At 71.9% G+C, this 25,628-nt stretch carries 28 protein-coding genes and 4 pseudogenes; 26 read left to right on the forward strand and 6 right to left on the reverse strand.

Features of this window, described 5'->3' with window-relative positions:
- Positions 1–19 precede the first annotated feature (19 nt).
- The 15 genes and pseudogenes from rplF (at position 20) to ET495_RS15940 (ending at position 9,994) form a co-directional block, all read left to right on the forward strand.
- Positions 20–556 (forward strand): 50S ribosomal protein L6, encoded by a 537-nt coding sequence (gene rplF / locus ET495_RS15870; protein WP_129205590.1) that lies wholly within the window; start codon positions 20–22, stop codon positions 554–556.
- Complete coding sequence (gene rplR / locus ET495_RS15875; protein WP_129205591.1) at positions 556–927, forward strand: 50S ribosomal protein L18; 372 nt, start codon at positions 556–558, stop codon at positions 925–927. The genes rplF and rplR overlap by 1 nt, the downstream gene beginning before the upstream one ends.
- Before the next feature lie 34 nt (positions 928–961).
- Complete coding sequence (gene rpsE / locus ET495_RS15880; RefSeq protein WP_129205592.1) at positions 962–1,633, forward strand: 30S ribosomal protein S5; 672 nt, start codon at positions 962–964, stop codon at positions 1,631–1,633.
- Positions 1,633–1,815 (forward strand): 50S ribosomal protein L30, encoded by a 183-nt coding sequence (gene rpmD / locus ET495_RS15885; protein ID WP_012877427.1) that lies wholly within the window; start codon positions 1,633–1,635, stop codon positions 1,813–1,815. The genes rpsE and rpmD overlap by 1 nt, the downstream gene beginning before the upstream one ends.
- 2 nt (positions 1,816–1,817) lie before the next feature.
- Positions 1,818–2,306, forward strand: a complete 489-nt coding sequence (rplO, locus tag ET495_RS15890) for a 50S ribosomal protein L15 (RefSeq protein ID WP_129205593.1) — start codon at positions 1,818–1,820, stop codon at positions 2,304–2,306.
- 272 nt (positions 2,307–2,578) lie between these two features.
- Positions 2,579–3,877: a preprotein translocase subunit SecY gene (gene secY, locus ET495_RS15895; RefSeq protein WP_129205594.1), complete on the forward strand. Its 1,299-nt coding sequence runs from the start codon at positions 2,579–2,581 to the stop codon at positions 3,875–3,877.
- Positions 3,874–4,512, forward strand: coding sequence for an adenylate kinase (locus tag ET495_RS15900; RefSeq protein WP_129205595.1), 639 nt, complete (start codon positions 3,874–3,876; stop codon positions 4,510–4,512). The genes secY and ET495_RS15900 overlap by 4 nt, the downstream gene beginning before the upstream one ends.
- Before the next feature lie 31 nt (positions 4,513–4,543).
- Positions 4,544–5,409, forward strand: a pseudogene (gene map / locus ET495_RS15905) (type I methionyl aminopeptidase).
- Between the two features lie 343 nt (positions 5,410–5,752).
- Positions 5,753–5,974 (forward strand): translation initiation factor IF-1, encoded by a 222-nt coding sequence (infA, locus tag ET495_RS15910; RefSeq protein ID WP_012867920.1) that lies wholly within the window; start codon positions 5,753–5,755, stop codon positions 5,972–5,974.
- Between the two features lie 69 nt (positions 5,975–6,043).
- Complete coding sequence (gene rpmJ, locus ET495_RS15915) at positions 6,044–6,157, forward strand: 50S ribosomal protein L36 (RefSeq protein WP_009740505.1); 114 nt, start codon at positions 6,044–6,046, stop codon at positions 6,155–6,157.
- Between the two features lie 173 nt (positions 6,158–6,330).
- Positions 6,331–6,705 (forward strand): 30S ribosomal protein S13, encoded by a 375-nt coding sequence (gene rpsM, locus ET495_RS15920; RefSeq protein WP_129205596.1) that lies wholly within the window; start codon positions 6,331–6,333, stop codon positions 6,703–6,705.
- Between the two features lie 44 nt (positions 6,706–6,749).
- Positions 6,750–7,157, forward strand: a complete 408-nt coding sequence (rpsK, locus tag ET495_RS15925) for a 30S ribosomal protein S11 (protein WP_129205597.1) — start codon at positions 6,750–6,752, stop codon at positions 7,155–7,157.
- 139 nt (positions 7,158–7,296) lie between these two features.
- The gene (locus tag ET495_RS15930; protein ID WP_129205598.1) at positions 7,297–8,319 is read left to right on the forward strand and encodes a DNA-directed RNA polymerase subunit alpha; all 1,023 of its coding nucleotides are present in this window, start codon (positions 7,297–7,299) and stop codon (positions 8,317–8,319) included.
- 78 nt (positions 8,320–8,397) lie between these two features.
- The gene (rplQ, locus tag ET495_RS15935; protein WP_129205599.1) at positions 8,398–8,964 is read left to right on the forward strand and encodes a 50S ribosomal protein L17; all 567 of its coding nucleotides are present in this window, start codon (positions 8,398–8,400) and stop codon (positions 8,962–8,964) included.
- Positions 8,965–9,175: 211 nt separating this feature from the next.
- The gene (locus tag ET495_RS15940; RefSeq protein WP_245993141.1) at positions 9,176–9,994 is read left to right on the forward strand and encodes an alpha/beta fold hydrolase; all 819 of its coding nucleotides are present in this window, start codon (positions 9,176–9,178) and stop codon (positions 9,992–9,994) included.
- On the opposite strand, the gene ET495_RS15945 is transcribed toward ET495_RS15940, so the two are convergent.
- Entirely contained in the window at positions 9,921–10,688 is a 768-nt protein-coding gene (locus ET495_RS15945) for an ROK family protein (protein WP_129205600.1), read from the reverse strand. The two genes, ET495_RS15940 and ET495_RS15945, sit on opposite strands and share 74 nt — an antisense overlap.
- A gap of 40 nt (positions 10,689–10,728) precedes the next feature.
- Here ET495_RS15945 and truA point away from each other — a divergent pair, with 40 nt between their 5' ends.
- Positions 10,729–11,664 carry a tRNA pseudouridine(38-40) synthase TruA gene (truA, locus tag ET495_RS15950; RefSeq protein WP_129206081.1) on the forward strand — a complete coding sequence of 312 codons (936 nt, stop codon included), beginning with the start codon at positions 10,729–10,731 and terminating at the stop codon, positions 11,662–11,664.
- A gap of 25 nt (positions 11,665–11,689) precedes the next feature.
- On the opposite strand, the gene ET495_RS15955 is transcribed toward truA, so the two are convergent.
- Complete coding sequence (locus ET495_RS15955; RefSeq protein ID WP_129205601.1) at positions 11,690–12,106, reverse strand: DUF5709 domain-containing protein; 417 nt, start codon at positions 12,104–12,106, stop codon at positions 11,690–11,692.
- A gap of 185 nt (positions 12,107–12,291) precedes the next feature.
- Between ET495_RS15955 and ET495_RS19255 the strand changes: the two are divergent.
- The 7 genes and pseudogenes from ET495_RS19255 to ET495_RS15985 all read left to right on the forward strand — a co-directional run.
- Positions 12,292–12,420: pseudogene (locus ET495_RS19255) on the forward strand (DUF937 domain-containing protein); the annotation flags it as partial.
- Between the two features lie 155 nt (positions 12,421–12,575).
- The gene (locus tag ET495_RS19260) at positions 12,576–12,869 is read left to right on the forward strand and encodes a hypothetical protein (RefSeq protein ID WP_281276133.1); all 294 of its coding nucleotides are present in this window, start codon (positions 12,576–12,578) and stop codon (positions 12,867–12,869) included.
- A 271-nt stretch (positions 12,870–13,140) separates the two neighbouring features.
- Entirely contained in the window at positions 13,141–13,590 is a 450-nt protein-coding gene (rplM, locus tag ET495_RS15965; RefSeq protein WP_129205602.1) for a 50S ribosomal protein L13, read from the forward strand.
- A gap of 35 nt (positions 13,591–13,625) precedes the next feature.
- Positions 13,626–14,120, forward strand: coding sequence for a 30S ribosomal protein S9 (gene rpsI, locus ET495_RS15970; RefSeq protein ID WP_129205603.1), 495 nt, complete (start codon positions 13,626–13,628; stop codon positions 14,118–14,120).
- Between the two features lie 201 nt (positions 14,121–14,321).
- Positions 14,322–15,685, forward strand: a pseudogene (glmM, locus tag ET495_RS15975) (phosphoglucosamine mutase).
- Positions 15,682–16,353, forward strand: a complete 672-nt coding sequence (locus ET495_RS15980) for a peptide deformylase (protein ID WP_129205604.1) — start codon at positions 15,682–15,684, stop codon at positions 16,351–16,353. Before glmM ends, ET495_RS15980 begins: the two are co-directional and overlap by 4 nt.
- Before the next feature lie 218 nt (positions 16,354–16,571).
- A complete protein-coding gene (locus ET495_RS15985) occupies positions 16,572–17,348 on the forward strand; it encodes a DedA family protein (protein ID WP_129205605.1) in 777 nt (258 codons plus the stop codon).
- Between the two features lie 312 nt (positions 17,349–17,660).
- On the opposite strand, the gene coaA is transcribed toward ET495_RS15985, so the two are convergent.
- Complete coding sequence (gene coaA, locus ET495_RS15995; RefSeq protein ID WP_245993144.1) at positions 17,661–18,683, reverse strand: type I pantothenate kinase; 1,023 nt, start codon at positions 18,681–18,683, stop codon at positions 17,661–17,663.
- A gap of 64 nt (positions 18,684–18,747) precedes the next feature.
- Here coaA and glmS point away from each other — a divergent pair, with 64 nt between their 5' ends.
- Entirely contained in the window at positions 18,748–20,643 is a 1,896-nt protein-coding gene (gene glmS, locus ET495_RS16000; RefSeq protein ID WP_129205607.1) for a glutamine--fructose-6-phosphate transaminase (isomerizing), read from the forward strand.
- A gap of 23 nt (positions 20,644–20,666) precedes the next feature.
- Complete coding sequence (locus ET495_RS16005; RefSeq protein ID WP_129205608.1) at positions 20,667–21,017, forward strand: holo-ACP synthase; 351 nt, start codon at positions 20,667–20,669, stop codon at positions 21,015–21,017.
- 33 nt (positions 21,018–21,050) lie between these two features.
- Here ET495_RS16005 and ET495_RS16010 read toward each other — a convergent pair whose 3' ends face one another.
- A complete protein-coding gene (locus tag ET495_RS16010; protein ID WP_129205609.1) occupies positions 21,051–22,100 on the reverse strand; it encodes a TIGR03560 family F420-dependent LLM class oxidoreductase in 1,050 nt (349 codons plus the stop codon).
- 187 nt (positions 22,101–22,287) lie between these two features.
- On the opposite strand from ET495_RS16010, the gene ET495_RS16015 reads away from it, so the two are divergent.
- A complete protein-coding gene (locus ET495_RS16015) occupies positions 22,288–23,922 on the forward strand; it encodes a bifunctional ADP-dependent NAD(P)H-hydrate dehydratase/NAD(P)H-hydrate epimerase (protein WP_129205610.1) in 1,635 nt (544 codons plus the stop codon).
- A gap of 21 nt (positions 23,923–23,943) precedes the next feature.
- Here the strand turns inward: ET495_RS16015 and ET495_RS19000 are convergent, their stop codons facing one another.
- Complete coding sequence (locus ET495_RS19000; RefSeq protein WP_245993499.1) at positions 23,944–24,666, reverse strand: beta-xylosidase family glycoside hydrolase; 723 nt, start codon at positions 24,664–24,666, stop codon at positions 23,944–23,946.
- 26 nt (positions 24,667–24,692) lie between these two features.
- A pseudogene (locus tag ET495_RS19005) lies at positions 24,693–25,493 on the reverse strand (GDSL-type esterase/lipase family protein); the annotation flags it as partial.
- Positions 25,494–25,628 lie beyond the last annotated feature (135 nt).

Raw genomic sequence — 25,628 nt, forward strand, 5'->3', positions numbered from 1 at the left:
CGGAAGGGAGATACAAGCCATGTCTCGAATCGGCAAGATCCCCGTCCCGGTGCCTGCCGGCGTGGACGTCACCATCTCGGGCGCGCTCGTGACGATCAAGGGCCCCAAGGGCTCCCTTGAGCACCGCGTGCCTGCCCCCATCACGGTCGCGCAGGAGGACGCCACGCTGGTCGTGTCGCGCCCGAACGACGAGCGTGACTCCCGTGCGCTGCACGGCCTCACCCGCACGCTGCTGGCGAACATCGTCACCGGCGTCACGCAGGGCTACGAGAAGAAGCTCGAGATCGTCGGCACGGGTTACCGCGTCACGGCCAAGGGCTCCGACCTCGAGTTCGCCCTCGGCTTCAGCCACCCGGTGCTCGTGAAGGCCCCCGAGGGCATCACGTTCGCCGTCGAGGCCCCCACCAAGTTCTCGGTGTCGGGCATCGACAAGCAGCAGGTCGGCGAGGTCGCGGCGAACATCCGCAAGATTCGCAAGCCCGAGCCGTACAAGGGCAAGGGTGTGCGGTACGCCGGCGAGGTCGTCCGCCGCAAGGTCGGAAAGGCTGGTAAGTGATGGCTATCAAGATCCTGGGCAAGGGCAAGGCCGTCGCCCGTCAGCGCCGCCACCTGCGCCTGCGCAAGAAGATCACCGGCACGGCGGCGCGTCCGCGCCTCGTCGTCACACGGTCGAACCGCCACATGGTGGCGCAGATCGTCGACGACACCGTGGGCAAGACCGTCGCGTCCGCCTCGACCCTCGAGGCCGACCTGCGCGCCTTCGACGGCGACAAGGTCGCCAAGGCCCGCAAGGTCGGCGAGCTCGTCGCCTCGCGTGCCAAGGCAGCCGGCGTCGAGTCCGTGGTCTTCGACCGCGGTGGCAACAAGTACCACGGTCGAGTGGCCGCCGTCGCAGACGGTGCCCGCGAGGCGGGGCTGGCGCTGTGATGACGACCAACGCACGGAAGATGAGGAACCTCTGATGGCTGCAGGGCAGCGCACCGGCGCCCCCCAGGGCGCCAACGAGAGCAACAACGACGGACGTCGCAGCAACCGCCGCGACGACCGCCGCAACGACCGCCGCGAGGCGGAGAAGTCCGCGTTCGTCGAGCGCGTCGTCACGATCAACCGCGTGGCGAAGGTCGTCAAGGGCGGCCGCCGCTTCAGCTTCACCGCGCTCGTCGTGGTGGGCGACGGCGACGGCACCGTGGGCGTCGGCTACGGCAAGGCCAAGGAGGTGCCCGCGGCGATCGCCAAGGGTGTCGAGGAGGCGAAGAAGAACTTCTTCCGCGTTCCCCGCATCCAGGGCACCATCCCTCACCCCACCCAGGGTGAGGCCGCTGCCGGTGTCGTGTTCCTGCGTCCGGCCTCGCCGGGTACCGGTGTGATCGCCGGTGGTCCGGTGCGCGCCGTGCTGGAGTGCGCGGGCATCCACGACGTCCTGAGCAAGTCGCTCGGCTCGTCGAACTCGATCAACATCGTCCACGCGACGGTGCAGGCGCTCAAGCAGCTCGAGGAGCCGGCCGCCGTGGCCGCGCGTCGTGGGCTGCCGCTGGAGGACGTGGCTCCGGCCGCGCTCCTGCGTGCGCAGGCCGCCGGCGTCGCCGCCAAGAAGGACGCTGCCGGCTCCGACTCGGTGAAGGTGGGTGCGTGATGGCTCGCCTGAAGGTGACCCAGACCAAGTCCGCCATCGGCGGCAAGAAGAACCAGCGCGAGACGCTGCGGACCCTGGGCCTCAAGCGGATCGGTGACACCGCCGTCAAGGAGGACCGTCCCGAGATCCGCGGCATGGTCAACACGGTCTCGCACCTGGTGACCGTCGAGGAGGTCGACTGATCATGGCCGAGGCCAAGAAGACCGGCGAGGCCGTGGCCTCTGCCCCGGTCAAGCCGCTCAAGGTCCACCACCTGCGTCCCGCCCCTGGGGCCAAGACCGCCAAGACCCGCGTGGGTCGCGGTGAGGGCTCGAAGGGCAAGACGGCGGGTCGTGGTACCAAGGGTACGAAGGCTCGCTACCAGGTTCCCGAGCGTTTCGAGGGCGGGCAGATGCCTCTGCACATGCGCCTTCCGAAGCTGCGCGGGTTCAAGAACCCGTTCCGCGTCGAGTACCAGGTCGTCAACCTGGACAAGCTCTCCGCGCTGTACCCCGAGGGTGGCTCCGTCACCGTCGAGGACCTCGTCGCCAAGGGCGCGGTCCGCAAGGGTCAGCTCGTGAAGGTGCTCGGCACGGGTGAGATCACCGTCAAGCTGGACGTCGCGGTCGACGCGCTGTCCGGCTCCGCCAAGGAGAAGATCCTGGCGGCCGGCGGCTCGATCTCGGAGGACTGACACGACACGCAGGGCCGGAGGCGCGGTTGGTGCCCCCGGCCCTGTGTGCTGTCATGTGTTGCGACAGTGTGGCGTACGCGGTGTCGCTTCCACGTAGAATCCCTTGCGGTCCGGCCTTGCCTGTGGGCGTGGTCAGTGGCTCGGGTCGGCAGACCCGTCCCGGACCTCGTCCATCCGGCGCCGTGAGACAGTTCAGCCAGAAGTCGCGTCGCCACTTCTCGCCGGGGTGACCCGGCGACACGAGAACCCGCCTCGGCGGGCCAGGAGGATAGGTGCTCAGCGCATTCGCCCGGGCTTTCCGGACGCCCGACCTGCGGCGCAAGCTGCTGTTCACGATCGCGATCATGGCGATCTTCCGCGTCGGTTCGTTCATCCCGACGCCGGGCGTGAACTACCCCAACGTCCGCCAGTGCATCGACCAGGCCGCCGGCGGCACGTCGCTCCTGGGTCTCGTCAACACGTTCAGCGGTGGCGCGCTCCTGCAGCTGTCCGTCTTTGCGCTGGGGATCATGCCGTACATCACGGCGAGCATCATCATCCAGCTGCTGCGTGTGGTGATCCCCCGTTTCGAGGTCCTCTACAAGGAGGGGCAGGCGGGCCAGGCGAAGCTGACGCAGTACACGCGCTACCTGACCATCGCCCTCGCGATCCTCCAGTCGACGACCGTCATCACGACGGCGCGCGCCGGTGCGCTCTTCCAGAACTGCACGCTCGACGTCATCGCTGACGGCAGCATCGTCACCATCCTGCTCATGGTCATCACCATGACGGCCGGTACCGGCCTCATCATGTGGCTGGGTGAGCTCATCACCGAGCGCGGCGTCGGCAACGGCATGTCGCTGCTGATCTTCACCTCGATCACCGCGAGCTTCCCTGCGGGTCTGGGCTCGGTCATCGGCGGCAGCAACGGCATCCGCAACATCGTCATCCTGCTCGCGGTCATCATCGTCGTGATCGGCCTGGTCGTGTACGTCGAGCAGTCGCAGCGCCGGGTGCCGGTCCAGTACGCGAAGCGCATGGTGGGCCGACGCATGTACGGCGGCACGAGCACGTACATCCCGATCAAGATCAACATGGCCGGTGTGATCCCGGTGATCTTCGCGTCGTCGCTGCTGGCGATCCCGACCCTCATCGCCCAGTTCGGAAACGACTCGGCCGGGTGGGTCCGGTGGATCACCCAGCACCTGGCCATGCCGTCGTCGCCCGTGCACATCACGCTGTACGCGCTCCTGATCCTGTTCTTCTGCTTCTTCTACACCTCGATCACGTTCAACCCCGACGAGGTCGCGGACAACATGAAGAAGTACGGCGGCTTCATCCCGGGCATCCGTGCCGGCCGCCCGACCGCGGAGTACCTGGACTACGTGATCACCCGTATCACCTCGGCCGGATCTCTCTACCTCGTGGTCATCGCACTGATCCCGACGCTGATGGTCGTGGCTCTGGGTCTCACCCACAACCTGCCGTTCGGCGGCACGTCGATCCTGATCATGGTGGGCGTGGGGCTGGAGACCGTGAAGCAGATCGACTCCCAGCTGCAGCAGCGTCATTACGAAGGGTTCCTCCGTTGACAGAGAGCTCCGTCCCCTCACGGCACGACCTGCACCCGACCCCCGGGCCCGAGTCCCGTGTGACCCGGCTGCTGATCATGGGTCCGCAGGGCTCCGGCAAGGGCACGCAGGCCGCGCGGCTCGCCGAGGTCTTCGGCATCCCGGCGGTCTCGACCGGTGACATCTTCCGCGCCAACATCAAGGGCGGCACAGAGCTGGGCCGGCTCGCGCAGGAGTACACGAACAAGGGCGAGCTCGTTCCCGACGAGGTCACCGACCGCATGGTCCGTGAGCGCCTGGGCGACGACGACGCGCAGGCCGGCTTCATCCTCGACGGCTACCCGCGCAACGGCAGCCAGGTCAAGGCGCTCGACGGCGTGCTCGAAGACAAGGGCTGGCAGCTCGACGGCGTCATCGAGCTCACCGCGGACCGGGCCGAGCTGCTGGCGCGCATCTCCAAGCGGGCCGAGCTGGAGGGCCGCGACGACGACACCGAGGAGGCGATCGCGCGTCGCCTCGACATCTACGCGGAGCAGACTGCTCCGCTCACCTCTGCATACGGGGAGCGCGGTCTGCTGGTGCAGGTCGACGGCATCGGCGAGGTCACCGAGGTGACCGACCGCATCGTCGCCGGTCTCGCGGCTCAGCTCGGCTGACGCTGGTGCGGCGTCGGCCCTGGGGGGCCTCATGCGGGTAGGGCGTGAGCGTGTCGAGCTGAAGACGCCTGAGCAGGTGCGCGTCATGAGACGGGCCGGGCTCGTGGTTGCCGACGTGCTGGCCGCGGTCCGTGCGGGTGCTCGCCCGGGCATGACGACGGCGGATCTGGACGGCATCGCGCGTCGGGTCATCGCCGAGGCAGGGGCGACGTCCAACTTCCTGGGCTACCACGGGTTCCCGGCGACCGTGTGCGTCTCGGTCAACGACGAGGTCATCCACGGCATCCCCGGCTCACGTGAGCTTCAGGTCGGTGACGTCGTGTCGGTGGACGCGGGCGCCGTCGTCGACGGTTGGCACGGTGACTCGGCGGCGACGTTCATCCTCGGCGCCGGCGGCGCGCTCGCGCCAGGGTCGCCGGACGTGGACCCCGGCGACGACGCCCTCGTGCGCGCGACCGAGGCGGCCATGTGGGCGGGCATCGCCGCGCTCGCGCAGCGCGGGAGGCTCAACGACGTCGGGCGCGCGGTCGAGGCCGCGCTCGATGTCGCCGCCCGGGCGACGGGGGAGGAGCTCGGCATCGTCGAGGAGTACGTGGGCCACGGGATCGGCACCGCGATGCATCAGCCGCCCGACGTCCTCAACTATGCGACGTCGTCGCGTGGCATCGCGGTGAAGGCCGGGATGTGCCTGGCGGTCGAGCCGATGGTGACGCGGGGAGCGGGGAGACGCGCGAGCTCGCGGACGGCTGGACGGTCGTGACCGTGGACGGTTCGCGCGCGGCTCACTGGGAGCACACGGTCGCGATCCTCGAGGGCGGCATCAGCGTGCTCACGGCGCCCGATGCGGGCGCGGACCGGCTCGCGGCGCTCGGCGTCGACGTCGTGCGCGTGGACTGAGCCGCGCGGCGGTGTGTCCTGGGCGCGAACCGGTGCGCGTGAGCGAACCCACTCTCGCTCCGGCTTTCCCCTCGTGGCGCCTTCCGGTAGGCTGGCACGTCGGGTGTAGTCCGTCCGCGCCCATCTCCGGACACTGATCTTCGGTCAGTCGTCTTGCGGTCACCGTCTCTCGACAGTGCTCGCTGGACGACGGCCTTCGGATCGTCCGCAGACGGCCGGACGGCAGCACGCGACATCCCACGTCCCACCATCGGTGTCACGCCGTCGGCCCCATGCCGCGCGGTGCGGCCGGGTTCGCCCGGGGGCGCACGGGAGAAGTCAGGACGAAGAGTTAGCGGAGGACATGGCAAAGAAGGACGGTGTCATCGAGATCGAGGGCAGCGTGGTCGAGGCCCTGCCGAACGCGATGTTCCGCGTGGAGCTGGCCAACGGCCACAAGGTGCTTGCCCACATCTCCGGCAAGATGCGTCAGCACTACATCCGGATCCTCCCCGAGGACCGGGTGGTGGTGGAGCTGAGCCCGTACGACCTGTCCCGTGGCCGGATCGTCTACCGCTACAAGTAGTCCGTCCCCCACCCGATACCGACCCAGCCGCAGTCACGCGCCCGCGCGTGCCGAGGCGAAGGAAGACTCATGAAGGTCAAGCCGAGCGTCAAGAAGATCTGCGACAAGTGCAAGGTGATCCGCCGGCACGGTCGCGTCATGGTGATCTGCGAGAACCTGCGCCACAAGCAGCGCCAGGGCTGATCGCACACACCGCGACACCTGGGTGACGTCAGTCGCCCGCCAGCGCACCACCACGAAGCCGCGCACCCCCTCGGGGAGCGTGGTGGAACCCCCGGTCCGGAGGCCGGGGCCCGTCGTTCCGCGGGAGGGTGGTGCGGAAGACCTCCGGGCGAAGTACAGGAGCCGTCAGGCACATGGCACGTCTTATCGGCGTCGACCTCCCCCGCGAGAAGCGGGTCGAGATCGCGCTCACCTACATCTACGGCGTGGGCCGTACTCGCGCGTCGCAGACGCTGGACGCCACGGGGATCAGCCCCGACGTCCGCGTCAAGGACCTTGACGACGCGCAGCTGGTCGCCCTCCGCGACTACCTCGAGGGCAACTACAAGCTCGAGGGTGACCTCCGCCGCGAGGTTGCCGCCGACATCCGCCGCAAGGTCGAGATCGGTACCTACCAGGGTCTGCGTCACCGTCGCGGGCTGCCGGTGCGCGGTCAGCGCACCAAGACCAACGCGCGTACCCGCAAGGGTCCGAAGCGCACCGTCGCGGGCAAGAAGAAGGCCCGCTGATAGCCGTCCGGCAGTCAGTACCCCAGGTTTAGGAAAGAGCGAGAATGCCTCCCAAGACTCGTGCCGCCGCCGGCACGCGCAAGCCGCGCCGCAAGGACAAGAAGAACGTCCCGGTCGGCCAGGCGCACATCAAGAGCACCTTCAACAACACGATCGTCTCGATCACGGACCCGACCGGTGCCGTGATCTCGTGGGCCTCGGCCGGCCACGTCGGCTTCAAGGGGTCGCGCAAGTCGACGCCGTTCGCCGCGCAGCTCGCCGCCGAGTCGGCCGCGCGCCGCGCCCAGGAGCACGGTGTGAAGAAGGTCGACGTCTTCGTCAAGGGCCCGGGGTCCGGTCGTGAGACCGCCATCCGCTCCCTGCAGGCGACCGGCCTCGAGGTCGGCTCGATCCAGGACGTCACGCCGCAGGCCCACAACGGCGTTCGCCCGCCGAAGCGCCGTCGCGTCTGACTCTTCTCGGCCGGCCGGACCCTCGGGACCGGCCGGCTGAACCCCTGCCCGGGTGGACAGACCCCACCCGGGCGTGCGAGTGATCGCCGATCCACCGTGATGCGTCATATGGCGGACGCACACCGAAAGGACAAACACAGTGCTGATCGCACAGCGCCCCACACTGACCGAAGAGGTCGTCACCGGCGACGAGAACAACGAGTACCGCCGTCGGTTCGCCTTCGAACCGCTGGAGCCGGGCTTCGGCTACACGCTCGGCAACTCGCTGCGCCGCACCCTGCTGTCGTCCATCCCGGGCGCGGCTGTCACCTCCATCCGCATCGACGGTGTGCTCCACGAGTTCACCACCGTGCCGGGGGTGAAGGAGGACGTCACCGAGATCATCCTCAACATCAAGAACCTCGTCGTCTCCTCGGAGAACGACGAGCCGGTCGTCATGTACCTGCGCAAGCAGGGCGCGGGGGCCGTCACCGCGGCGGACATCGTCCCGCCGGCGGGTGTCGAGGTGCACAACCCCGGTCTGCACATCGCCACGCTCAACGACAAGGGCCGGCTCGAGATCGAGCTGACCGTCGAGCGTGGCCGTGGCTACGTGTCGGCAGCGCAGAACAAGTCGGTGGACGCCGAGATCGGCCGGATCCCGGTCGACTCGATCTACTCACCGGTGCTCAAGGTCACCTACAAGGTCGAGGCCACCCGTGTCGAGCAGCGCACCGACTTCGACAAGCTGATCGTCGACGTCGAGACGAAGCCGGCCATCACGCCGCGCGACGCTCTCGCCTCGGCAGGCAAGACGCTCGTCGAGCTGTTCGGTCTCGCCCGCGAGCTGAACGTCGAGGCCGAGGGCATCGAGATCGGCCCGTCGCCGACGGACTCCGCGCTCGCCGCGGACCTCGCGCTGCCGATCGAGGAGCTCAACCTCACGATCCGTTCGTACAACTGCCTCAAGCGTGAGGGCATCCACCAGGTGGGTGAGCTCGTCGCGCGCAGCGAGGCGGATCTGCTCGACATCCGCAACTTCGGCGCCAAGTCGATCAACGAGGTCAAGGAGAAGCTGGCCGAGCTCGGTCTGGCGCTCAAGGACTCGCCGCTCGACTTCGACCCGTCCGCGTCGTTCTACGACGGCGGCGACGACACGGCCTACGACGAGCAGTCGTACTGACATTCCCTGCTTCGCGCAGCCTCGCCGCGCGGCCTTGGTGCCGCGGTGGCGAGGAATCCCCTCAAGGAGAACCCGAAAATGCCTACCCCCACCAAGGGTCCGCGGCTCGGCGGTGGCCCGGCTCACGAGCGTCTGATCCTCGCGAACCTCGCCACGGCGCTCTTCGAGCACGGCCGCATCACCACCACCGTGACCAAGGCGAAGCGCGTCCAGCCGCTCGCCGAGCGTCTCATCACGTTCGCGAAGCGCGGCGACCTGCACGCGCGCCGTCGCGTCCTGACCGTGGTGCGCGACAAGGGCGTGGTGCACACGCTGTTCACCGAGATCGCCCCGGCCGTGGCCGAGCGCAACGGTGGCTACACGCGCGTGACGAAGATCGGCAACCGTAAGGGCGACAACGCCCCCATGGCCGTCATCGAGCTCGTGACCGAGCCCGTCAGCCCGAAGCAGGCCGTCGTCAAGGAGGCCGAGAAGGCCACCAAGAAGGCCGCGCCGAAGAAGGCTGAGAAGGTCGAGGAGCCCGTGGTCGAGGAGACCGTCGAGGCCGTCGAGACCGTCGAGGCCGACGTCGTCGAGACCGCCGCCGACGCCCCCGAGGCGCCGGCTGCCGCCGACGAGAAGCCCGAGGAGACCAAGGAGGCCTGAGCCTCCCCGCGTCTCGCGCGAGGGCCCCGCACCGCTGCCGGTGCGGGGCCCTCGCGCGTGCGGCACCTCGACGGGCGCCGTGCGCGCGGGGACTCGCGCGCGGAGGCCTCTGCGAGCACGGAGCCGCCGCCGGTGCCACAGTGGTGGGACCCGGCGCGCGGGAACGCCACGAGGACGATTCCTGGGCCGGGCGAGCGGAGCGGAGGCCGGCGTGCGGCAAGGGCAGGAGCAGGTTCCGGTCCTGCTCGTGCACGGAGCGCGCACCTCGCGCACGATGTGGCGCCGTCAGGTCGAGATCCTCGACGCCGCAGGCGTCCCCGCGCTCGCCGTCGACCTGCCCGGCCACGGCACGCGCATGGCCGAGCGGTTCACGCTCGCCGGCGCCGTCGCGGCGGTGGACGACGGCGTCGCGGCCCTCGGCGGGCGGGCACTGGTCGTCGGGCTCTCGCTCGGCGGGTATGTCGGCATCGAGCACCGGGCCCGGTACCCCGAACGGTCGGCGGGACTCGTGGCGTCGTCGTGCTGCACGCCCCCGCAGACGCGGGTGCGCGACGCGTGGCTGCTGGCCATGCGGCTGGTCGAGTCACGGCCCGACCACGGTGCGCGCCTCAACGACCTGCTCGCCGGGCTCGCGCTCGACCCGCAGTCGGCGCGCGACGTCGCCGAGGGCGGCTACGCGCTCGAGGTCATGGTCGACGTGCTGCGCGAGGTCGCGGCGAGCGACACGCTGACGGCGCTGGCCGCAGGCACGAGCCCGGTGTGGCTCCTCAACGGCCGGTGGGACCACTTCCGCGGCCGGGAACGGTCGATGCTCGCCGCCGCCCGGTCGGGCGGGACTCCGGCGCGCCTCGTCGTCGTCCCGCGGGCCACGCACCTGGTGAGCCTCGACGCACCCGTGGCGTACGCGCGTGTCGTGCTCGAGGCCGTCGCCGCGGTGAGCGAGGGCGCGGGCGCCCTCATCCCCAGGTCTCGCGCGGCAGCTCCCACGCTCGGGCCCCGCCGACGAGAGCCGCTGAGTTCGGCACGATGACGACGTCGTCGCCCAGCCGGGCGAGCGCGGCCGGCGTGATGCGGCGTGAGTTGCCGCCGCCGACGTAGAGGCGGTCCCACCAGAACACGGGACGCAGTCCGTCGACCATCGTCACGACGCGGCGCGACCACAGGCCGTCACCGAGGCGGCGGCGTTCGGGCTCGCCGATGTACTCGTCGTATGTCGCGCCACGGCGTACCGGCGCGCGCGACCACTCCAGGTGCGGCGCGAGGCGGCCGCCGTCGAACGTCGCGGAGCCGAGGCCTGTGCCGAGCGTCAGGACGAGTTCCAGGCCAGACCCGGCGATGACCCCGGCGCCGTGGACCTCGGCGTCGTTGAGCACCATCACGGGCACCCCGAGCCGTTCGGTCACGGCGGCGCGCATGTCGAAGCTGGACCACGCGTCCACGAGGTCGGGCTCGACGCGCGAGCGCGGGCCGGAGCGCGTGATGTAGTGCGGCGTGTGCACGACGACGCCGTGGCGGATCATGCCGGGCATGCCGACGGTCGCACGGTGTGCGCGCGGCAGCGAGCGCGCGATGCCCGCGATGGTCTCGACGAGCAGGGCGGGCGCGAGCGGGTAGGGCGTCGCGACGCGGACGGGCGCGGCGTGCGCGGTGCCCGCCTCGTCGAGCACGGCGGCCTTGATGCCGCCGCCACCACAGTCGACGGCGAGGGTGAGCGTCTCTGGCACCGTGCCATCATCGCGTGATTTCGCCGGTCCGTCCGTGAGAATGGGGGCCGTGAACGACGTCGAGACCGTGCGTGTACGCCTCGACCTGGGCTATGACGGCACCGGGTTCTCGGGCTGGGCGCGCCAGCCCACGCTGCGCACCGTGCAAGGTGCCATCGAGGAGGGGCTCGAACGCGTGCTGCGGCTGGGGCCGCTCGGCCTGCCGGCGCCGCGCCTGACCGTCGCCGGGCGCACCGACGCGGGCGTGCACGCGCGCGGTCAGGTCGCGCACGTCGACATCCCGCTCGCGCGCTGGCAGGCGCTGCCGGGACGGTCGGACCGCGCGCCGGGGGAGTCCCTCGTGACGCGGCTGGCCGGGGTGCTGCCGCCCGACGTCGTCATCTACCGTGCGCGGCTCGCTCCCGCCGGCTTCGATGCGCGCTTCAGCGCGCTGTACCGGCGCTACGCCTTCCGCATCGCCGACGACGCCGGCCTGCGCGACCCGCTGCGCCGCACGCACGTGCTGTGGCACCGGCGCCCGCTCGACGTGGCCGCGATGCACGACGCCGCGCAGCCGCTGCGCGGGGTGCGCGACTTCGCGGCCTTCTGCAAGCCGCGGCCTGGGGCGACGACGATCCGCGAGCTCAAGGAACTGTCATGGACGCGTACGGCGGACGGGCCCGACGCGGGCCTCGTCGTCGCGCGTGTGGTGGCGGACGCGTTCTGCCACAACATGGTGCGCTCGCTCGTGGGCGCGTCGATCGCCGTGGGGGAGGGGCGCAGGCCCGTGGCCTGGCCGGCCGAGGTGCTGGCCTCGCGGCGGCGCGAGCTCAACGCCGCCGTCGTCCCCGCGCACGGGCTGGTCCTGGAGGAGGTCGTCTACCCGCCCGACGCCGACCTGGCGACCCGCGCGACGCGCGTGCGGGCGCTGCGCATGGACGAAGACGTCTGCGACCCCCCGCCGCTGCGCGCCTTCCCCGAGGCGCCCGCGCAGTAGGGCGCTCCGGTGCGCCCAGGAACGGTCACGGTTCCTGGACCCAGTGGACGGCCGCCTCCTCAGCCGAGGCGCCCGCGCCGTCGACTCCGGCGTCGTCGCCGTAGACGTCGTTCGAGCGCGGGCTGCCCTCCTCGTCGGGGTCCGCGTCGTTGTCGGCGACGAGGCGGCCCGCGCGGGTGCGGTCCGCGGGTGGGCGGCGGTCCTCCTCCCACCAGTCGGGCTCCTCGGCTGCCAGGCGGGAGTCGAGCGGCTCGTCGCGAGCCTGCTCCCAGGCGGTCTCGCCCCAGTGGTTGGCGCGATCACGCTCGGGCGGCGAGACGCCTTCGTCGAGCGGGTCGTAGTCGCCGCGGTCGAACAGGATGTCGTCCGCCGAGAGCTGGTCGCCGTCGCCCTCGGCTCCGGACTCGGGATCGGGTGCCGTCCCCGGGATGTCGTCGCTCATGCGACCACGATGGTCCCCCTGCAGCGGCCGCGCAGCCTGAGAGGCGTCGAACGAACACGACGAACGTCGGGCGGGGTGAGCGGACGTCGCGCGGCGGGCAGCGTCGCCGAGCGCGGCGCGCGAGCCGGAGCTACCGTCGATCCAGGCGTGCCGCCACGCACGCCCCGGACGTGACGGAGCCGACCATGGCTGGACTCGACGACCTGCTCAAGGCGCTGCCGCTGGATCAGATTGCGGGCAGCCTCGGTATCGACCCGGGCACCGCGCAGTCTGCGGCGGGCGGCCTGCTCCCGGCGATCTTCGGCGGCCTTCAGGCCAACGCCGGCGACCCGGCCGGCGCGGCCTCGCTCGGCGAGGCGCTCGCGCAGCACGGCCCGGCGCTCGTCGAGGGGGCATCAACCTCGACGACGTCGACACCGACGACGGCGCGAAGATCGCCGGCCACATCTTCGGGGCGCAGCAGGAGCAGGTGGTCGCGAAGGTCGCCGAGACGACGGGCGCCGAGACCGGGATCCTCCAGAAGCTGCTGCCGGCGCTCGCTCCCATCGCGCTGTCCTTCCTGTCGAAGCAGCTTCAGGGGAAGGCGGCCGCACCGCAGCCCGGAGCGACCACCGCGCAGGGCGCGTCGGCGCCCGAGGAGGGCGGCGGTCTCGGCGGGCTCCTCGGCGGGCTCCTCGGGGGTGCGGGCGGTTCCGGCGGCGGGCTCGACGTCGGGTCGGTCCTGGGTGGCCTCGGCGGGCTTCTGGGCGGCGGTCGCCGCTGAGGGCGGGCGCCGAGCGGCGACGGGCGCCGAGCGGTGACGGGCGCCGTCGGATCGACGGTGAGCGAACTCGCTTTGGCGATCGGTTGGTGCCCAGGCTAGACTGGTGAGTCGTTGTGCTGTAACTCCGACGTCCCGCGATTCTCAGCGCGCCCACTCGCACCGAGTCTCGCATGGCCTGGACGTCATCCATGGAGCCTCCCGCGCACAACGCCTGACTCATCGGGCGCCGCTTCTAGCCCGACGACTACCGAACACGAAAAGGTTACGAACCGTGCGTACGTACACCCCGAAGCCCGGCGACGTCCAGCGCGACTGGTACGTCATCGACGCGACCGACGTCGTCCTGGGCCGCCTGGCGACTCACGTTGCCACCCTCCTGCGCGGGAAGCACAAGCCGACCTTCGCCCCGCACGTCGACGGAGGTGACTTCGTCATCGTCATCAACGCCGACAAGGTCGCCCTGTCGGGCAACAAGCGGGCCACGAAGCTGGCCTACCGCCACTCCGGTTACCCGGGTGGTCTGCGTTCCGTCGCCTACGGCGAGCTTCTCGAGAAGAACCCTGAGCGCGCGATCGAGAAGGCCGTCCGCGGGATGATCCCCAAGACGTCCCTCGGCCGTCAGCAGCTCGGCAAGCTGAAGGTCTACCGCGGCGCGGAGCACCCGCACGCGGCCCAGCAGCCCCAGCCGTTCGAGATCACCCAGGTTTCGCAGCAGGCCTGAGCCGCTGCTGAAGACGACACCAAAGGAATCGCAAAGTGGCAGAGACCACCGTCGACACCATCGACACCGAGCTGGACGAGACGCCCAGCACCTACACGACGGAGACCGAGGCGCCCGTCGCCAACCGCGGTCAGTCCATCACCGCCCCCGGCCAGGCCCTGGGCCGCCGCAAGGAGGCCGTGGCGCGCGTGCGCCTCGTCCCCGGCACCGGCCAGTGGAAGATCAACGGCCGCACCCTCGAGGAGTACTTCCCGAACAAGGTGCACCAGCAGCTCGTCAACTCGCCGCTCAAGCTGGTCGAGGTCGAGGGGCGCTTCGACGTCGTCGCCCGCATCACGGGTGGCGGCTCGTCCGGCCAGGCCGGCGCACTGCGCCTGGGCATCGCCCGCGCGCTCAACGAGATCGACCGCGACGCCAACCGCGCCGCGCTGAAGAAGGCCGGCTTCCTGACCCGCGACGCGCGCGTCGTCGAGCGCAAGAAGGCCGGTCTCAAGAAGGCCCGCAAGGCCCCGCAGTACTCGAAGCGCTGATCGGCCCGATCACCGCTGCACGCACGGCCCCGCCGGACTCGGTCCGGCGGGGCCGTCGCCGTCCGCGGCACCGCTGCGGCGCCTGCCGCGTCACGGCGCGCTGACGACGGCGGACCGGCTGCGGTCTGGGTGGCGGGCGCCGCGCGGCCGCCTCCCTGGGGAGGTCTACGATTCGGGTGGCATCGTCCGAGGAGGATATTCATGGCACGTCTGTTCGGCACCGACGGAGTGCGGGGGCTCGCCAACCGCGACGTGACCGCGGAGCTGGCCCTGGCGCTCGGCAGCGCGGCCGCGCACGAGCTCGCGGCCGCCCCGCACTCGCCGGGCCACCGCCCGCGGGCCGTCCTGGGGCGCGACCCCCGCGCGTCAGGTGAGTTCCTGGGTGCTGGCGTGACCGCGGGGCTCGCCAGCGCGGGCGTCGACGTCGTCGACCTGGGCGTCCTGCCGACCCCGGCCCTGGCGTATCTCGTCAGCGAGCTCGACTGCGACCTCGGCGTCATGATCTCGGCGTCGCACAACCCGATGCCCGACAACGGCATCAAGTTCTTCCAGCGCGGCGGGCTCAAGCTCGACGACGCCGTCGAGGACCGCATCGAGGCGTGGATCCAGGAGTCGTGGGAGCTGCCCACCGGGGCGATGGTCGGGCGCGTCCGTGTCGACAACGGAGCCGCCGTGGACCGCTACGTCGAGCACCTGGTCGCGAGCATCGGCACGACGGCGGACCACCGCCCCTCGAAGGGCTGCGGATCGCCGTCGACGCCGCGAACGGCGCCGCGAGCGCCGTCGGCCCCGAGGCGCTGCGGCAGGCCGGCGCCGACGTCGTCGTGATGAACGCCAGCCCGGACGGGCGCAACATCAACGAGAAGGCCGGGTCGACGCACCCCGAGCAGCTTCAGGCCGTCGTGGTCGCGGCGGAGGCGGACTTCGGCGTCGCGTTCGACGGCGACGCCGACCGCTGCCTCGCGGTCGACCACGCCGGCGCGCTGGTCGACGGCGACCAGATCCTCGGCATCCTCGCGCGCGCCATGAAGGCAGAGCAGCGACTGCCCAACGACACGCTCGTCGTGACCGTGATGAGCAACCTCGGCCTGCTGATCGCCATGAAGGAGTCGGGCATCACCACGGTGCAGACCGGGGTGGGCGACCGGTACGTGCTCGAAGAGATGCGCGCGCACGGGCACGGCATCGGTGGGGAGCAGTCGGGGCACATCATCCTGGCCGAGCACGCGACCACGGGCGACGGCGTCCTGACGGCGCTGCACCTGGCGGCCGAGGTCAAGCGGTCCGGCCAGCGCCTGGCCGAGCTCGCCGCGCAGATCCCGCGTCTGCCGCAGACGCTCGTGAACGTCAAGGGTGTCGACAAGGCTCGCGCGGGCAGCGACGAGGGCGTGCTCACGGCCGTCGCGGCAGCCGAGGCGCTGCTGGGGGAGACCGGGCGGGTGCTGCTGCGCTCGTCGGGTACCGAGCCGCTCGTGCGCGTCATGGTCGAGGCGGCGACTCAGCAGCAGGCCGACGGTGTCGCCGAGTCGCTCGCCGCCGTCGTACGCGAGCGGCTCGCGCTATGAGCACCCCGGGGTTCGCCGGACCTGTCGACGCAGGGCTGCGCGCCGAGGTCGCGGACCGGCTCGCGGCGGCCGGTGCGAACGGCACGCTGCCCATCGTCCAGTCCGGTGACCCGGTGCTGCGCACCCCCGCGGCCACCTACACCGGGCAGCTCGGCGACCTGCTGATCCCGCTCGTCGCCGCGATGCGCCGCACCATGCACGCGGCCCCCGGCGTGGGCCTGGCGGCGCCGCAGATCGGCGTCGGCCTGGCGCTCGCCGTCGCGGAGGACGCCGGTGCGGCGCAGGACCCGCGCGAGCGCGCACCGCTGGCGTTCCGGGTGCTGGTCAACCCCCGGTACGAGCCCCTGGGGGAGGAGGACGGCGGCCCCGCCCGGCACGCGTCCTTCTTCGAGGGATGCCTGTCGATCGAGGGGTGGCACGCGCTCGTCCCCCGGCACCACCGCGTGCTCCTGACCGGGCAGGACGAGACGGGTGCCGCCGTCGAGGAGGCGTTGACCGGCTGGCCGGCGCGGATCATCCAGCACGAGACGGACCACCTGCGCGGCGAGCTGTACCTGGACCGTGCGGTGCCCCGGTCGTTCTCGAGCAATGCGAACCTGGTGCGACTGTGGGGCGGAGCGCTCGACCCGGTGCCGGTGTCGGAGGCGCTCGGTTTCGAGGTTCCCTGACCGTGGCCGTGCGTGCGCGCCGAGCGTGCGCGACGACGCCCGTTCCCTGCGCGGGGAGCCCGCGTGCGGGGCGAGCGGCGGGGAGGCCGTGAACCCGCGGTGAAGGTTCGCGGAACCAGGGTCGGGCCAGGGGAATCCCCGGAGACCCGAGGCGGCGCGCCCCTCTAGTCTGGTCCGGGGCGCCACACCGGCCCCCGCCGACGAGAGGACACCAGCGCGTGGATCTGCTGACGATCCTGGACCAGCTCGAGAGCTGGATCCTCGCGCTGTCCGGCGCGACCTGGGTCTACCCCGTGATGTTCGCGCTCGCCTTCATCGACGGGTTCTTCCCGCCGCTGCCGAGCGAGTCCGTCATCATCACGCTTGCCGTGGCGTCCGTGGCGACCGGCTCGCCGTGGCTGGTCGGCGTGCTGATCGCCGCGGTGCTCGGCGCGTGGTGCGGCGACCAGATCGCCTACCAGATCGGCCGGTCGATCGGCACGGAGCGTGTCGCGATCCTGCGAACCAGGCGCGGCCGGTCGACGGTCGCCTGGGCGCGCCGCGCGCTCGCTCGTCGCGGGGCGTCGTTCATCATCGCCGCCCGGTACGTGCCCATCGGCCGCGTCGCGGTCAACATGACTGCGGGTGCCGTCGGGTATCCGCGGCGGCAGTTCATGGGCTACTCGGCCATCGCCGCCGTGGTCTGGGGCCTGTACTCGCTGGCCGTGGGCATGACCGCGGGCGCGTGGCTCGAGGACGTGCCGCTGCTCGCGATGGCGGTCGGCATCGTCGCGGGCGTGCTGGTCGGCGTCGTGCTCGATCGCGTGGTCCGCGCCGTCCTGCGCCACCGCGGCGAGGCGGTCGACGAGGCGTTCGCGGAGGAGATCGGCGACGTCGCGGGCTCTGGCGCGGGCCTGTGGGGTGCGGCGGACGCACAGGCCCCCGAGCTGCCGGCCGGCATCGTGGGACGTGTGCCGACCAGGTCGGCCGACGCCGCGAGCGACGTGTCCGTCTGAGGCTCGGTGCCTCGCGGCGGACACTCGCCGCACACGGCCGGACGGGGACGTGCCGTCGCTCAGTGGGCGCGGGCCTTCTGGCGCGGGCCGGAGCCGGTGGCGTCGCGGCTGCGAGGTCGCTGGCCCTGCCAGAGCCTGGCTGGCGGTTCCGGCAGCTGGACGCGCGCTACTACCGACCTCTGTGTGCGGTCCTGGGCGCGTTCGCCCTCGTGGTGCGCGCCGCACCTGAGACCACGTGATCGCACGGCGGGCCGTGACGGCGCCGGCGCGTGCGGTCGCCGCCGGGGTGGGATCTCGCTCCGCGCCCGCCCGTCAGAGCTTGCGCAGGCGGACGCGCTGGACGGAGTGGTCGGCACCCTTGGTGAGCACGAGCGTCGCCCGCCCGCGCGTGGGCAGGATGTTCTGCTCCAGGTTGGGGGCGTTGATGGCATCCCAGATGGACAGCGCGCGCGCGGTCGCCTGCTCGTCGGTGAGGTCCGCGTACCGGCGGAAGTAGCTCTCGGGCCGGGAGAACGCCGTCTGGCGCAGGTTGAGGAACCGGTCGACGTACCACTGGCGGATGCTGCGCGTGCGGGCGTCGACGAAGATCGAGAAGTCGAAGAAGTCGCTCACCGCGACGATGGAGTCCTCCGCGGCGCCCGGCCGGGCCGGCTGGAGCACGTTGAGCCCCTCGACGATGAGGACGTCGGGCCGGCGCACGACGACCTCCTCGCCGGGCAGGATGTCGTAGGTGACGTGCGAGTACACGGGGGCGCGCACCTCGGCCTGGCCGGCCTTGACGCGGGAGACGAACCGCACCAGCGCCCGCCTGTCGTACGACTCGGGGAAACCCTTGCGTTCCATGAGCCCGCGGCGCTGGAGCTCGGCGTTCGGGTAGAGGAACCCGTCGGTGGTCACCAGCTCGACGTGCGGGGTCTCGGGCCAGCGCGCCATCATCTCGCGCAGGATGCGCGCCACCGTCGACTTGCCGACGGCGACCGATCCCGCGACGCCGATGACGTACGGAGTGCGGGGCCCGCCCTCGCGCAGGAACGTCGACGTCGCCCGGTGCAGGCCTGCCGTCGCGGTGACGTAGAGGTTGAGCAGCCGGGACAACGGGCGGTAGACGGCGTCGACCTCGGCGAGGTCGATCGGGTCCCCGAGGCCGCGCAGGCGGCGCACGTCGTGGTTCGTCAGGGGCAGCGGCGTCGACTCCGACAGGCGGCTCCACGCGGCACGGTCGAGGTCGACGTAGGGCGACGACGAGGACCGGCCGGTGAGCGAGAACGACGGCTCGTGCGACGCGTCGGTGGAGGGGAGGGCGCCGTCGTCGGCGTGTCCGGACAGTGCTGGCACGCCTCGATTGTGCCGTACGCGGGGACGGGGCTGGGTGGGTCCGGGCCCGGATAGACTCCTGCGCATGTGTGGAATCGTCGGGTACGCAGGTCTGGGTCTGACCGAAGGAGGCGCTGCCGGCACGCCGGCCGCGACGCGGCATCCGCTCGAGGTGGCCCTGGAGGGCCTGCGGCGGTTGGAGTACCGCGGCTATGACTCGGCGGGCGTCGCGCTCGCCGGCCCGGGGCAGGCGCGCATCGCGTTCGCCAAGAAGTCGGGCAAGCTCAACAACCTCGTCGGCGAGCTCGACGCGCACCCGCTGCCCGACGCCACCGCCGCGATCGGCCACACCCGTTGGGCTACCCACGGCGGCCCCACGGACGTCAACGCCCACCCGCACCTGGCCGACGACGACAAGCTCGCCGTCATCCACAACGGCATCATCGAGAACTTCGCCCAGCTCAAGGCCGAGCTGCTGGCCGACGGTGTCTTCTTCCGCAGCGAGACCGACACCGAGGTCGCGGCCGCGCTGCTCGCCCGCGAGTACGCGTCGACGAAGGACCTCACCGCAGCCATGGCTGCCACCGCCCGGCGGCTGGAGGGCACGTTCACGCTGCTGGCCGTGCACGCGGACGACCCGCTGACGGTCGTCGGCGCGCGTCACGACTCGCCGCTCGTCGTCGGGCTCGGCGACGGGGAGAACTTCCTCGGCTCCGACGTCGCGGCGTTCATCGCCTTCACCAAGGAGGCGCTCGAGCTCGGGCAGGACCAGATCGTCACGATCACCCCGACGTCGGTCACCGTCACCGACTTCCACGGCAAGCCCGCCGACGCCAAGCGCTTCACGGTCGACTGGGACGCGGCCGCGGCCGAGAAGAGCGGCTTCGACTCCTTCATGGACAAGGAGATCCACGACCAGCCGCACGCCGTCGCGGACACGCTGCTGGGGCGCACCGACCTCGACGGGCGCCTGACGCTCGACGAGATCCGCATCGACGAGTCGGTGCTGCGCTCGATCGACAAGATCATCGTGATCGCCTGCGGCACCGCCGCGTACGCGGGGCACGTGGCCAAGTACGCGGTCGAGCACTGGTGCCGCATCCCTGTCGAGGTCGAGCTCGCGCACGAGTTCCGCTACCGCGACCCGATCGTCAACGAGAAGACGCTCGTCGTCGCGATCTCGCAGTCGGGCGAGACCATGGACACCCTCATGGCCGTGCGGCACGCGCGCGAGCAGGGCGCCAAGGTGCTGTCGATCGTCAACACGCAGGGTTCGACGATCCCGCGCGAGTCCGACGCCGTGCTCTACACGCACGCCGGGCCGGAGATCGCCGTCGCCTCGACCAAGGCGTTCCTCTCCCAGATCACCGCGGCCTACCTGCTGGGCCTGTACCTCGCGCAGCTGCGCGGCAACAAGTTCCCCGACGAGATCGCGGCGCTGCTGAACGAGCTGCGCGGGCTGCCCGCCAAGGTGCAGACCGTCATCGAGCGCGGCGAGTACGTGCGCGCCACGGCACGGTCGATGAAGGACGCGACGTCGGTGCTGTTCCTCGGGCGGCACGTGGGCTTCCCCGTCGCGCTGGAAGGCGCGCTCAAGCTCAAGGAGCTGGCGTACATCCACGCCGAGGGCTTCGCGGCCGGTGAGCTCAAGCACGGGCCCATCGCGCTCATCGACGAGGGTCAGCCGGTGTTCGTCGTCGTGCCCTCGCCGCGCTCGCGCGACGGGCTGCACTCCAAGGTGGTCTCGAACATCCAGGAGATCCGTGCGCGCGGCGCGCGCACCCTCGTCATCGCCGAGGACGGCGACGACGAGGTGCGCAAGTACGCCGACGAGATCTTCTGGATCCCCGCGGCGCCGACGCTGCTGCAGCCGCTGCTCGCCGTGGTGCCGCTGCAGATCTTCGCGATGGCGCTGGCGACGGCCAAGGGCCTGGACGTGGACCAGCCGCGCAACCTGGCCAAGTCCGTCACCGTCGAGTGAGGCCGCCTGCGTAGGGTGGCCGCATGATCATCGGCGTGGGCATCGACGTCGTCGACGTCGCGCGGTTCGTCGCGACGCTCGAGCGCACGCCGCGGCTGCGCGAGAAGCTGTTCACGCCGCAGGAGCGGGACCTGCCCGCCAACTCCTTGGCCGCGCGGTTCGCGGCCAAGGAGGCGATCGCCAAGGCGCTCGGCGCCCCTGGCGACCTGCGCTGGCAGGACGCGACGATTCACCGCACCGTCGGCGGCCCGCCCCACGTCGAGCTGCGCGGCACGGTCCTGGCCCGCGCCCAGGCGCTGGGCGTGCGCACCTGGCACGTCTCGATCAGCCACGACGCCGGCATCGCGTCGGCGTTGGCAATCGCCGAGTCCTGACGCGCGAGCCGCGCGGCACCGTCCGGCGGGGTCCTATCGAGCGGGGCTCGCGGTGCCGCTGAGCGCGGGGACGACCTCGCGGGCGAACAGGTCGAGCTGGTCGCGGTCCGCGGCGGCGTTCGGGAAGTAGCCGATCGTGTAGGCGAGGCCGGCGGCCTGGAACTGCGCCAGCGTCTCCGTGATCTGCTCCGGGGTCCCGCGCAGCGGCGTCGACCGCCAGCCTTCCAGCTCCGCGTCGGCCTTCTGGGGGGTGTGCTTGCGGTAGACCGACGCCAGCCAGGCCTCCTTGTCGGCGATCTCCTTCGCCGAGCCGATGAGCACGTTGAAGTTCGCCGAGCGGGTGATCTCGGCGAAGTCGCGGCCGATGGCGTCGCAGTGGGTGCGGAGCACCTGCGACTTGTGGACGAAGGTCTCCAGGTCACCACCGAAGTTGGTGTACTGCGCGTACTTGGCCGCCGTCAGCAGCGTCTTGCGCTCGCCGCCGCCCGCGATCCACAGGGGGATCGACGGCTTGTCCTCGCCGTCGACAGGAACGGTCTGCCGGGGCTGCGGGTAGCACAGGGCGCCGTCGACCTGATAGCGCTTGCCGGCGAACGTGCCCGAGGAGCCGGTGCGCCACATGTTCGCCATGATCTGCACGCCCTCGTCGAGGGCGAGCAGCCGCTCGCCGGCGCGCGGGAAGCCGTAGCCGTAGGCGCGCCACTCGTGCTCGTACCAGCCGGCGCCGATGCCCATCTCGGTGCGGCCACCGGAGATTGCGTCGACCGTGGCGGCGACCTTCGCGAGGTACGTGGGCTCGCGGTAGGCCATGCAGGTGCACATCTGGCCCAGGCGCACGCGTTCCGACGACGCCGCGAACGCGGCCATGAGGGTCCAGGCCTCGTGCGTCGCCTGGTCGGTCGGGGCCGGGACGGAGTGGAAGTGGTCGTAGACCCACGCCGACTCGAACGCGAACGCGCCCGTCGGGGTGGTGGCCGTGTCTGCGTGCTGAAGGAGGGAGCGCATCGTCCCCCAGTGGTTCTCGGGCGCCACCTCGGTGAGGTCGAGACGCCAGCCCTGCGGGATGAAGAGGCCGAATCGCATGCCGTCAACCTACTCGCGGGGTCGAAACGCTGCGAGCAGCTGTCAGCCCCAGGCGGCCGTCTGACGTGACGCCGCGCGGCGCGAGGCCCCCCGCCTCGGCCGAGCAGGAGGCGCGGCCTGGGGCCCCGCCGCGACAGGCCGCACCGGCCGGCCCGCCCGCCCGCCGCGAACCGTCCATGATGGGGGCATGATCCAGGCCTGGTCCGCCGACGACGTCCGTGCCGCCGAGGAGCCCCTGCTCGCCGCCGGGGTGCCGCTCATGCAGCGGGCCGCGTTCGCGCTGGCCGCCGTCGTCCGCAGGGACCTGGCCCGGCGGCGAGCCGTGGCAGGACCCGACGGCGAGCTGCGCGACGGCTCGGTTCGCGGGGCGCGGGTCGCGCTGCTCGTGGGCGCCGGCAACAACGGCGGTGACGCGCTGCACGCCGGGGCGTTCCTCGCCCGCCGCGGGCTCGCCGTGACCGCCTACCTCGCCGCGTCACGCGTCCACGAGGGCGGGCTTGCCGCGCTGGACGCCGCAGGCGGGCGCGTGGTCGCGCTCACCGCGGCGGACGGCGGAGCGGCCCCGCAGCCGGGCGCGGCACGGAGACCGACGGTCGGCGTCACGACGGCTGCGGCTGCGGCGTCCGGTGCCGACGTGATCATCGACGGCCTGCTCGGGATCGGCGCCCAGGGGCCGATGCGCGGCATGGGCGGCGCGCTGGTCGACGAGCTGAGCCGGATCCTTCCCCCGCCCGGGGGCACAGGACGTCCCTGGGTCGTCGCCGTCGACGTCCCGTCGGGCGTCGGCGTCGACGACGGGACGCTGCCCGGGCCGGTGCTGCCCGCCGACCGCACCGTGACGTTCGGCGCCGCCAAGCCGGGCCTGCTGCTGCCGCCCGCGACCCACCTGACCGGGGCGGGCGCCGTGATCGACATCGGGCTGGCCCTGCCGCCCGCCGCACGAACGGGCGGCAGGCCCGCCGTCGTGCGCCTCGAGGACGCCGACGTCGCCGCTGCCTGGCCGGTGCCCGGGCCGCAGGACCACAAGTACACGCGCGGCGTCGTCGGGGTCGTCGCCGGCACGACCACGTACCCGGGCGCGGCCGTGCTCACCGCGGCCGCCGCCGTGCGCGCCGGTGCGGGCATGGTCCGCTACCAGGGACCCGACGACGTCGCGCGCGCCGTCGTCGCCGCACGGCCCGAGGTCGTCCCCGCCGACGGGCGCGTGCAGGCGTGGGTGCTCGGTCCGGGGCTGCCGGCCGACGGCGTCGACGACGGGCAGCGCGGGCGGGCGCGGGCGGCGCTCGCGGCGGCGTCGGGTCTGCTCGCGGGCACGCAGGACCCGGTGCCTGCGGTGGTCGACGCCGGTGCGCTCGCGCTGCTCGACCGCCCCTGCCCGGCGTGGGTCGTGCTCACGCCGCACGCGGGCGAGCTTGCGGCGCTGCTCGTCGCCCACGGCGAGGACGTGGAACGGGTGGGCGTCGAGGCAGAGCCGTTGCGCTGGGCGCGGCGCGCGCACGAGCTCACGGGGGCGACCGTGCTGCTCAAGGGGGGAGCGACCGTCGTCGTCGGGCCCGGGGTCACATACGCGCAGGCCGACGCGCCCGGGTGGCTTGCGACGGCGGGCGCGGGGGACGTGCTTGCCGGGCTGCTCGGCGCGATGCTCGCCGCGCGATCCGCCGAGGTGGTGGCACACCCCGAGCGGGCGGCGGCGGTGGCCGCGGCCGCGGCGCTCGTCCACGGCCGGGCGGCCGAGCGGGCCACGCCGGGCGGGCCCGTGGCGGCGCTTGCGGTGGCCGACGCGATCCCGGGCGTGGTCGCCGGGCTCCTCGCCGCGCGCTGAGCGCGCGGCGAGGAGCCGCCGTCAGTGGTCGGCGAAGAACGCGACGGGTTCGTCGTCGAGCGTGAAGCCGGAGAACCGGATGGTCGGGTCGGGCGTGGTGTACGTGCCCTTCGACGCGAGCACCCCCACCTTGAGCTCGGTGGTCGGGTCGAGCATGGTGTTGGTGACCGCCGGGGAGACGGGGGTCCACGCCGTGCCGTCCTGGCTGAAGGACACGGTGACCTGCGTGCCGACGCGCTGCAGGCGCAGCCTCAACGGCCCCGTGCCCGGGTCGGGAACCTCCCGCTCGGCCAGGCCGCCGTTGGTCTCGTTGAGGAGCCGCACGCGGGGCGTGCCGTAGTTGCTGCGCAGGATCGCGACGTAGGAGTTGTCGTCGAGGTAGACCACGAGGCCGGCGCCGGTCGCGTAGGTGGCGGGCCGGTTCTCCACGGTGACCGTGGCCGTGAAGTCGCGCGTGCCGACGTCGCGGACGAGCACGTTGGCGGCGTTGTTGTTGGCGGCGCGCAGGTCGCCCCACTGACTGGTGATCGCCAGCACGTCGCCGGGCTCCTCGGCCACGGCGGCCGACGAGGGGCGGACGGTCTGCCAGCCGGCCGCGTACGCAGGCAGCGAACCGGGGGTGAAGTCGATCCACTCGACCGACGCGAGCTCGAGCGACGGCGGCGAGGACGGCCGGTCGAACGACAGGTAGAGGTCCTGGGGCCGGTGCCGACGTCCGCGAGCGTGATCGGGACGGTCTTCCATGAGGCGAGGCCGCCGGTCTGCGCGACCTTGACCGCCGCGAGGACGGTGCCGGTCGGCGAGCCGGCGCGGATCGTGAGCGTCGTGTTGTCGTAGGGAACCGCGAGGCGCACGTGGATCGCCGGTGAGGGTCCCGGGTCGAGGGTCACGTTCGAGAAGGAGACCCAGTCGCCCGCGTTGACCGACCGCAGGGCCGGGAGACCGGACCGGTCGTTCGAGCCGTACAGGTACGCGCCCTTCTCGTCGGTCAGGCTCGTGACCATGGTCTTGCGGGAGTGCGCGGCCCGCGTGTCGCCGACAAGCTGGGTGCGGACGTTGACCGCCAGCTCGGTCGAGCCCTCGTTGCCCGGGTGGACGCCGTCGCCGTACAGGGCCTTGCTGTCGGCCGTGAACGTGTGGTTGTCGATGATCGTGACGTCCTGGAACTCGGGCGTCGACATGGCGTCCAGGATGCGCTTGTTGACGTCGAGGAGGTTGGTCTCGTCGATGCCGTAGGCGGTCGAGAAGACCGTGGGCGGCAGTGCGACGAAGACGACGGGCGCGGAGGGAAGGCTGAGGTAGGACCGCACCAGTGCCCGGTAGTCGTCCACGAAGTCGCTGATGTACCGGTAGTTCCACGACTTGGTGTCGTTGGTGCCGAGCTGGAACACGACGACGTCGGGGTTGAGTGCCCGGCTCTGCGTGTACTGCGTCGTGCGCGCATAGGGCAGGTCGCCGCGAGTCATGACGGTGTAGCCCGAGATGCCGAAGTTCTTGACCGAGAACGCGTCGCCGAGCATCGACTGGAGCTGGGCGGGGTAGGAGCTGGTCTCGGTGCCCGAGGTGTTCATGCCGTAGGTGATGCTGTCACCGACGGCCGCGACGCTGAGCGTCTGGTTGCGTGCGCCGACGGTGACGACGCCGGTCACGGACGCGCCCGTGTCGGTCACCTCGCCGGTCACGGTGTGCGTGCCGGGATCGGTGAA

This window comes from Xylanimonas allomyrinae (assembly GCF_004135345.1).
Lineage (GTDB): Bacteria > Actinomycetota > Actinomycetes > Actinomycetales > Cellulomonadaceae > Xylanimonas > Xylanimonas allomyrinae.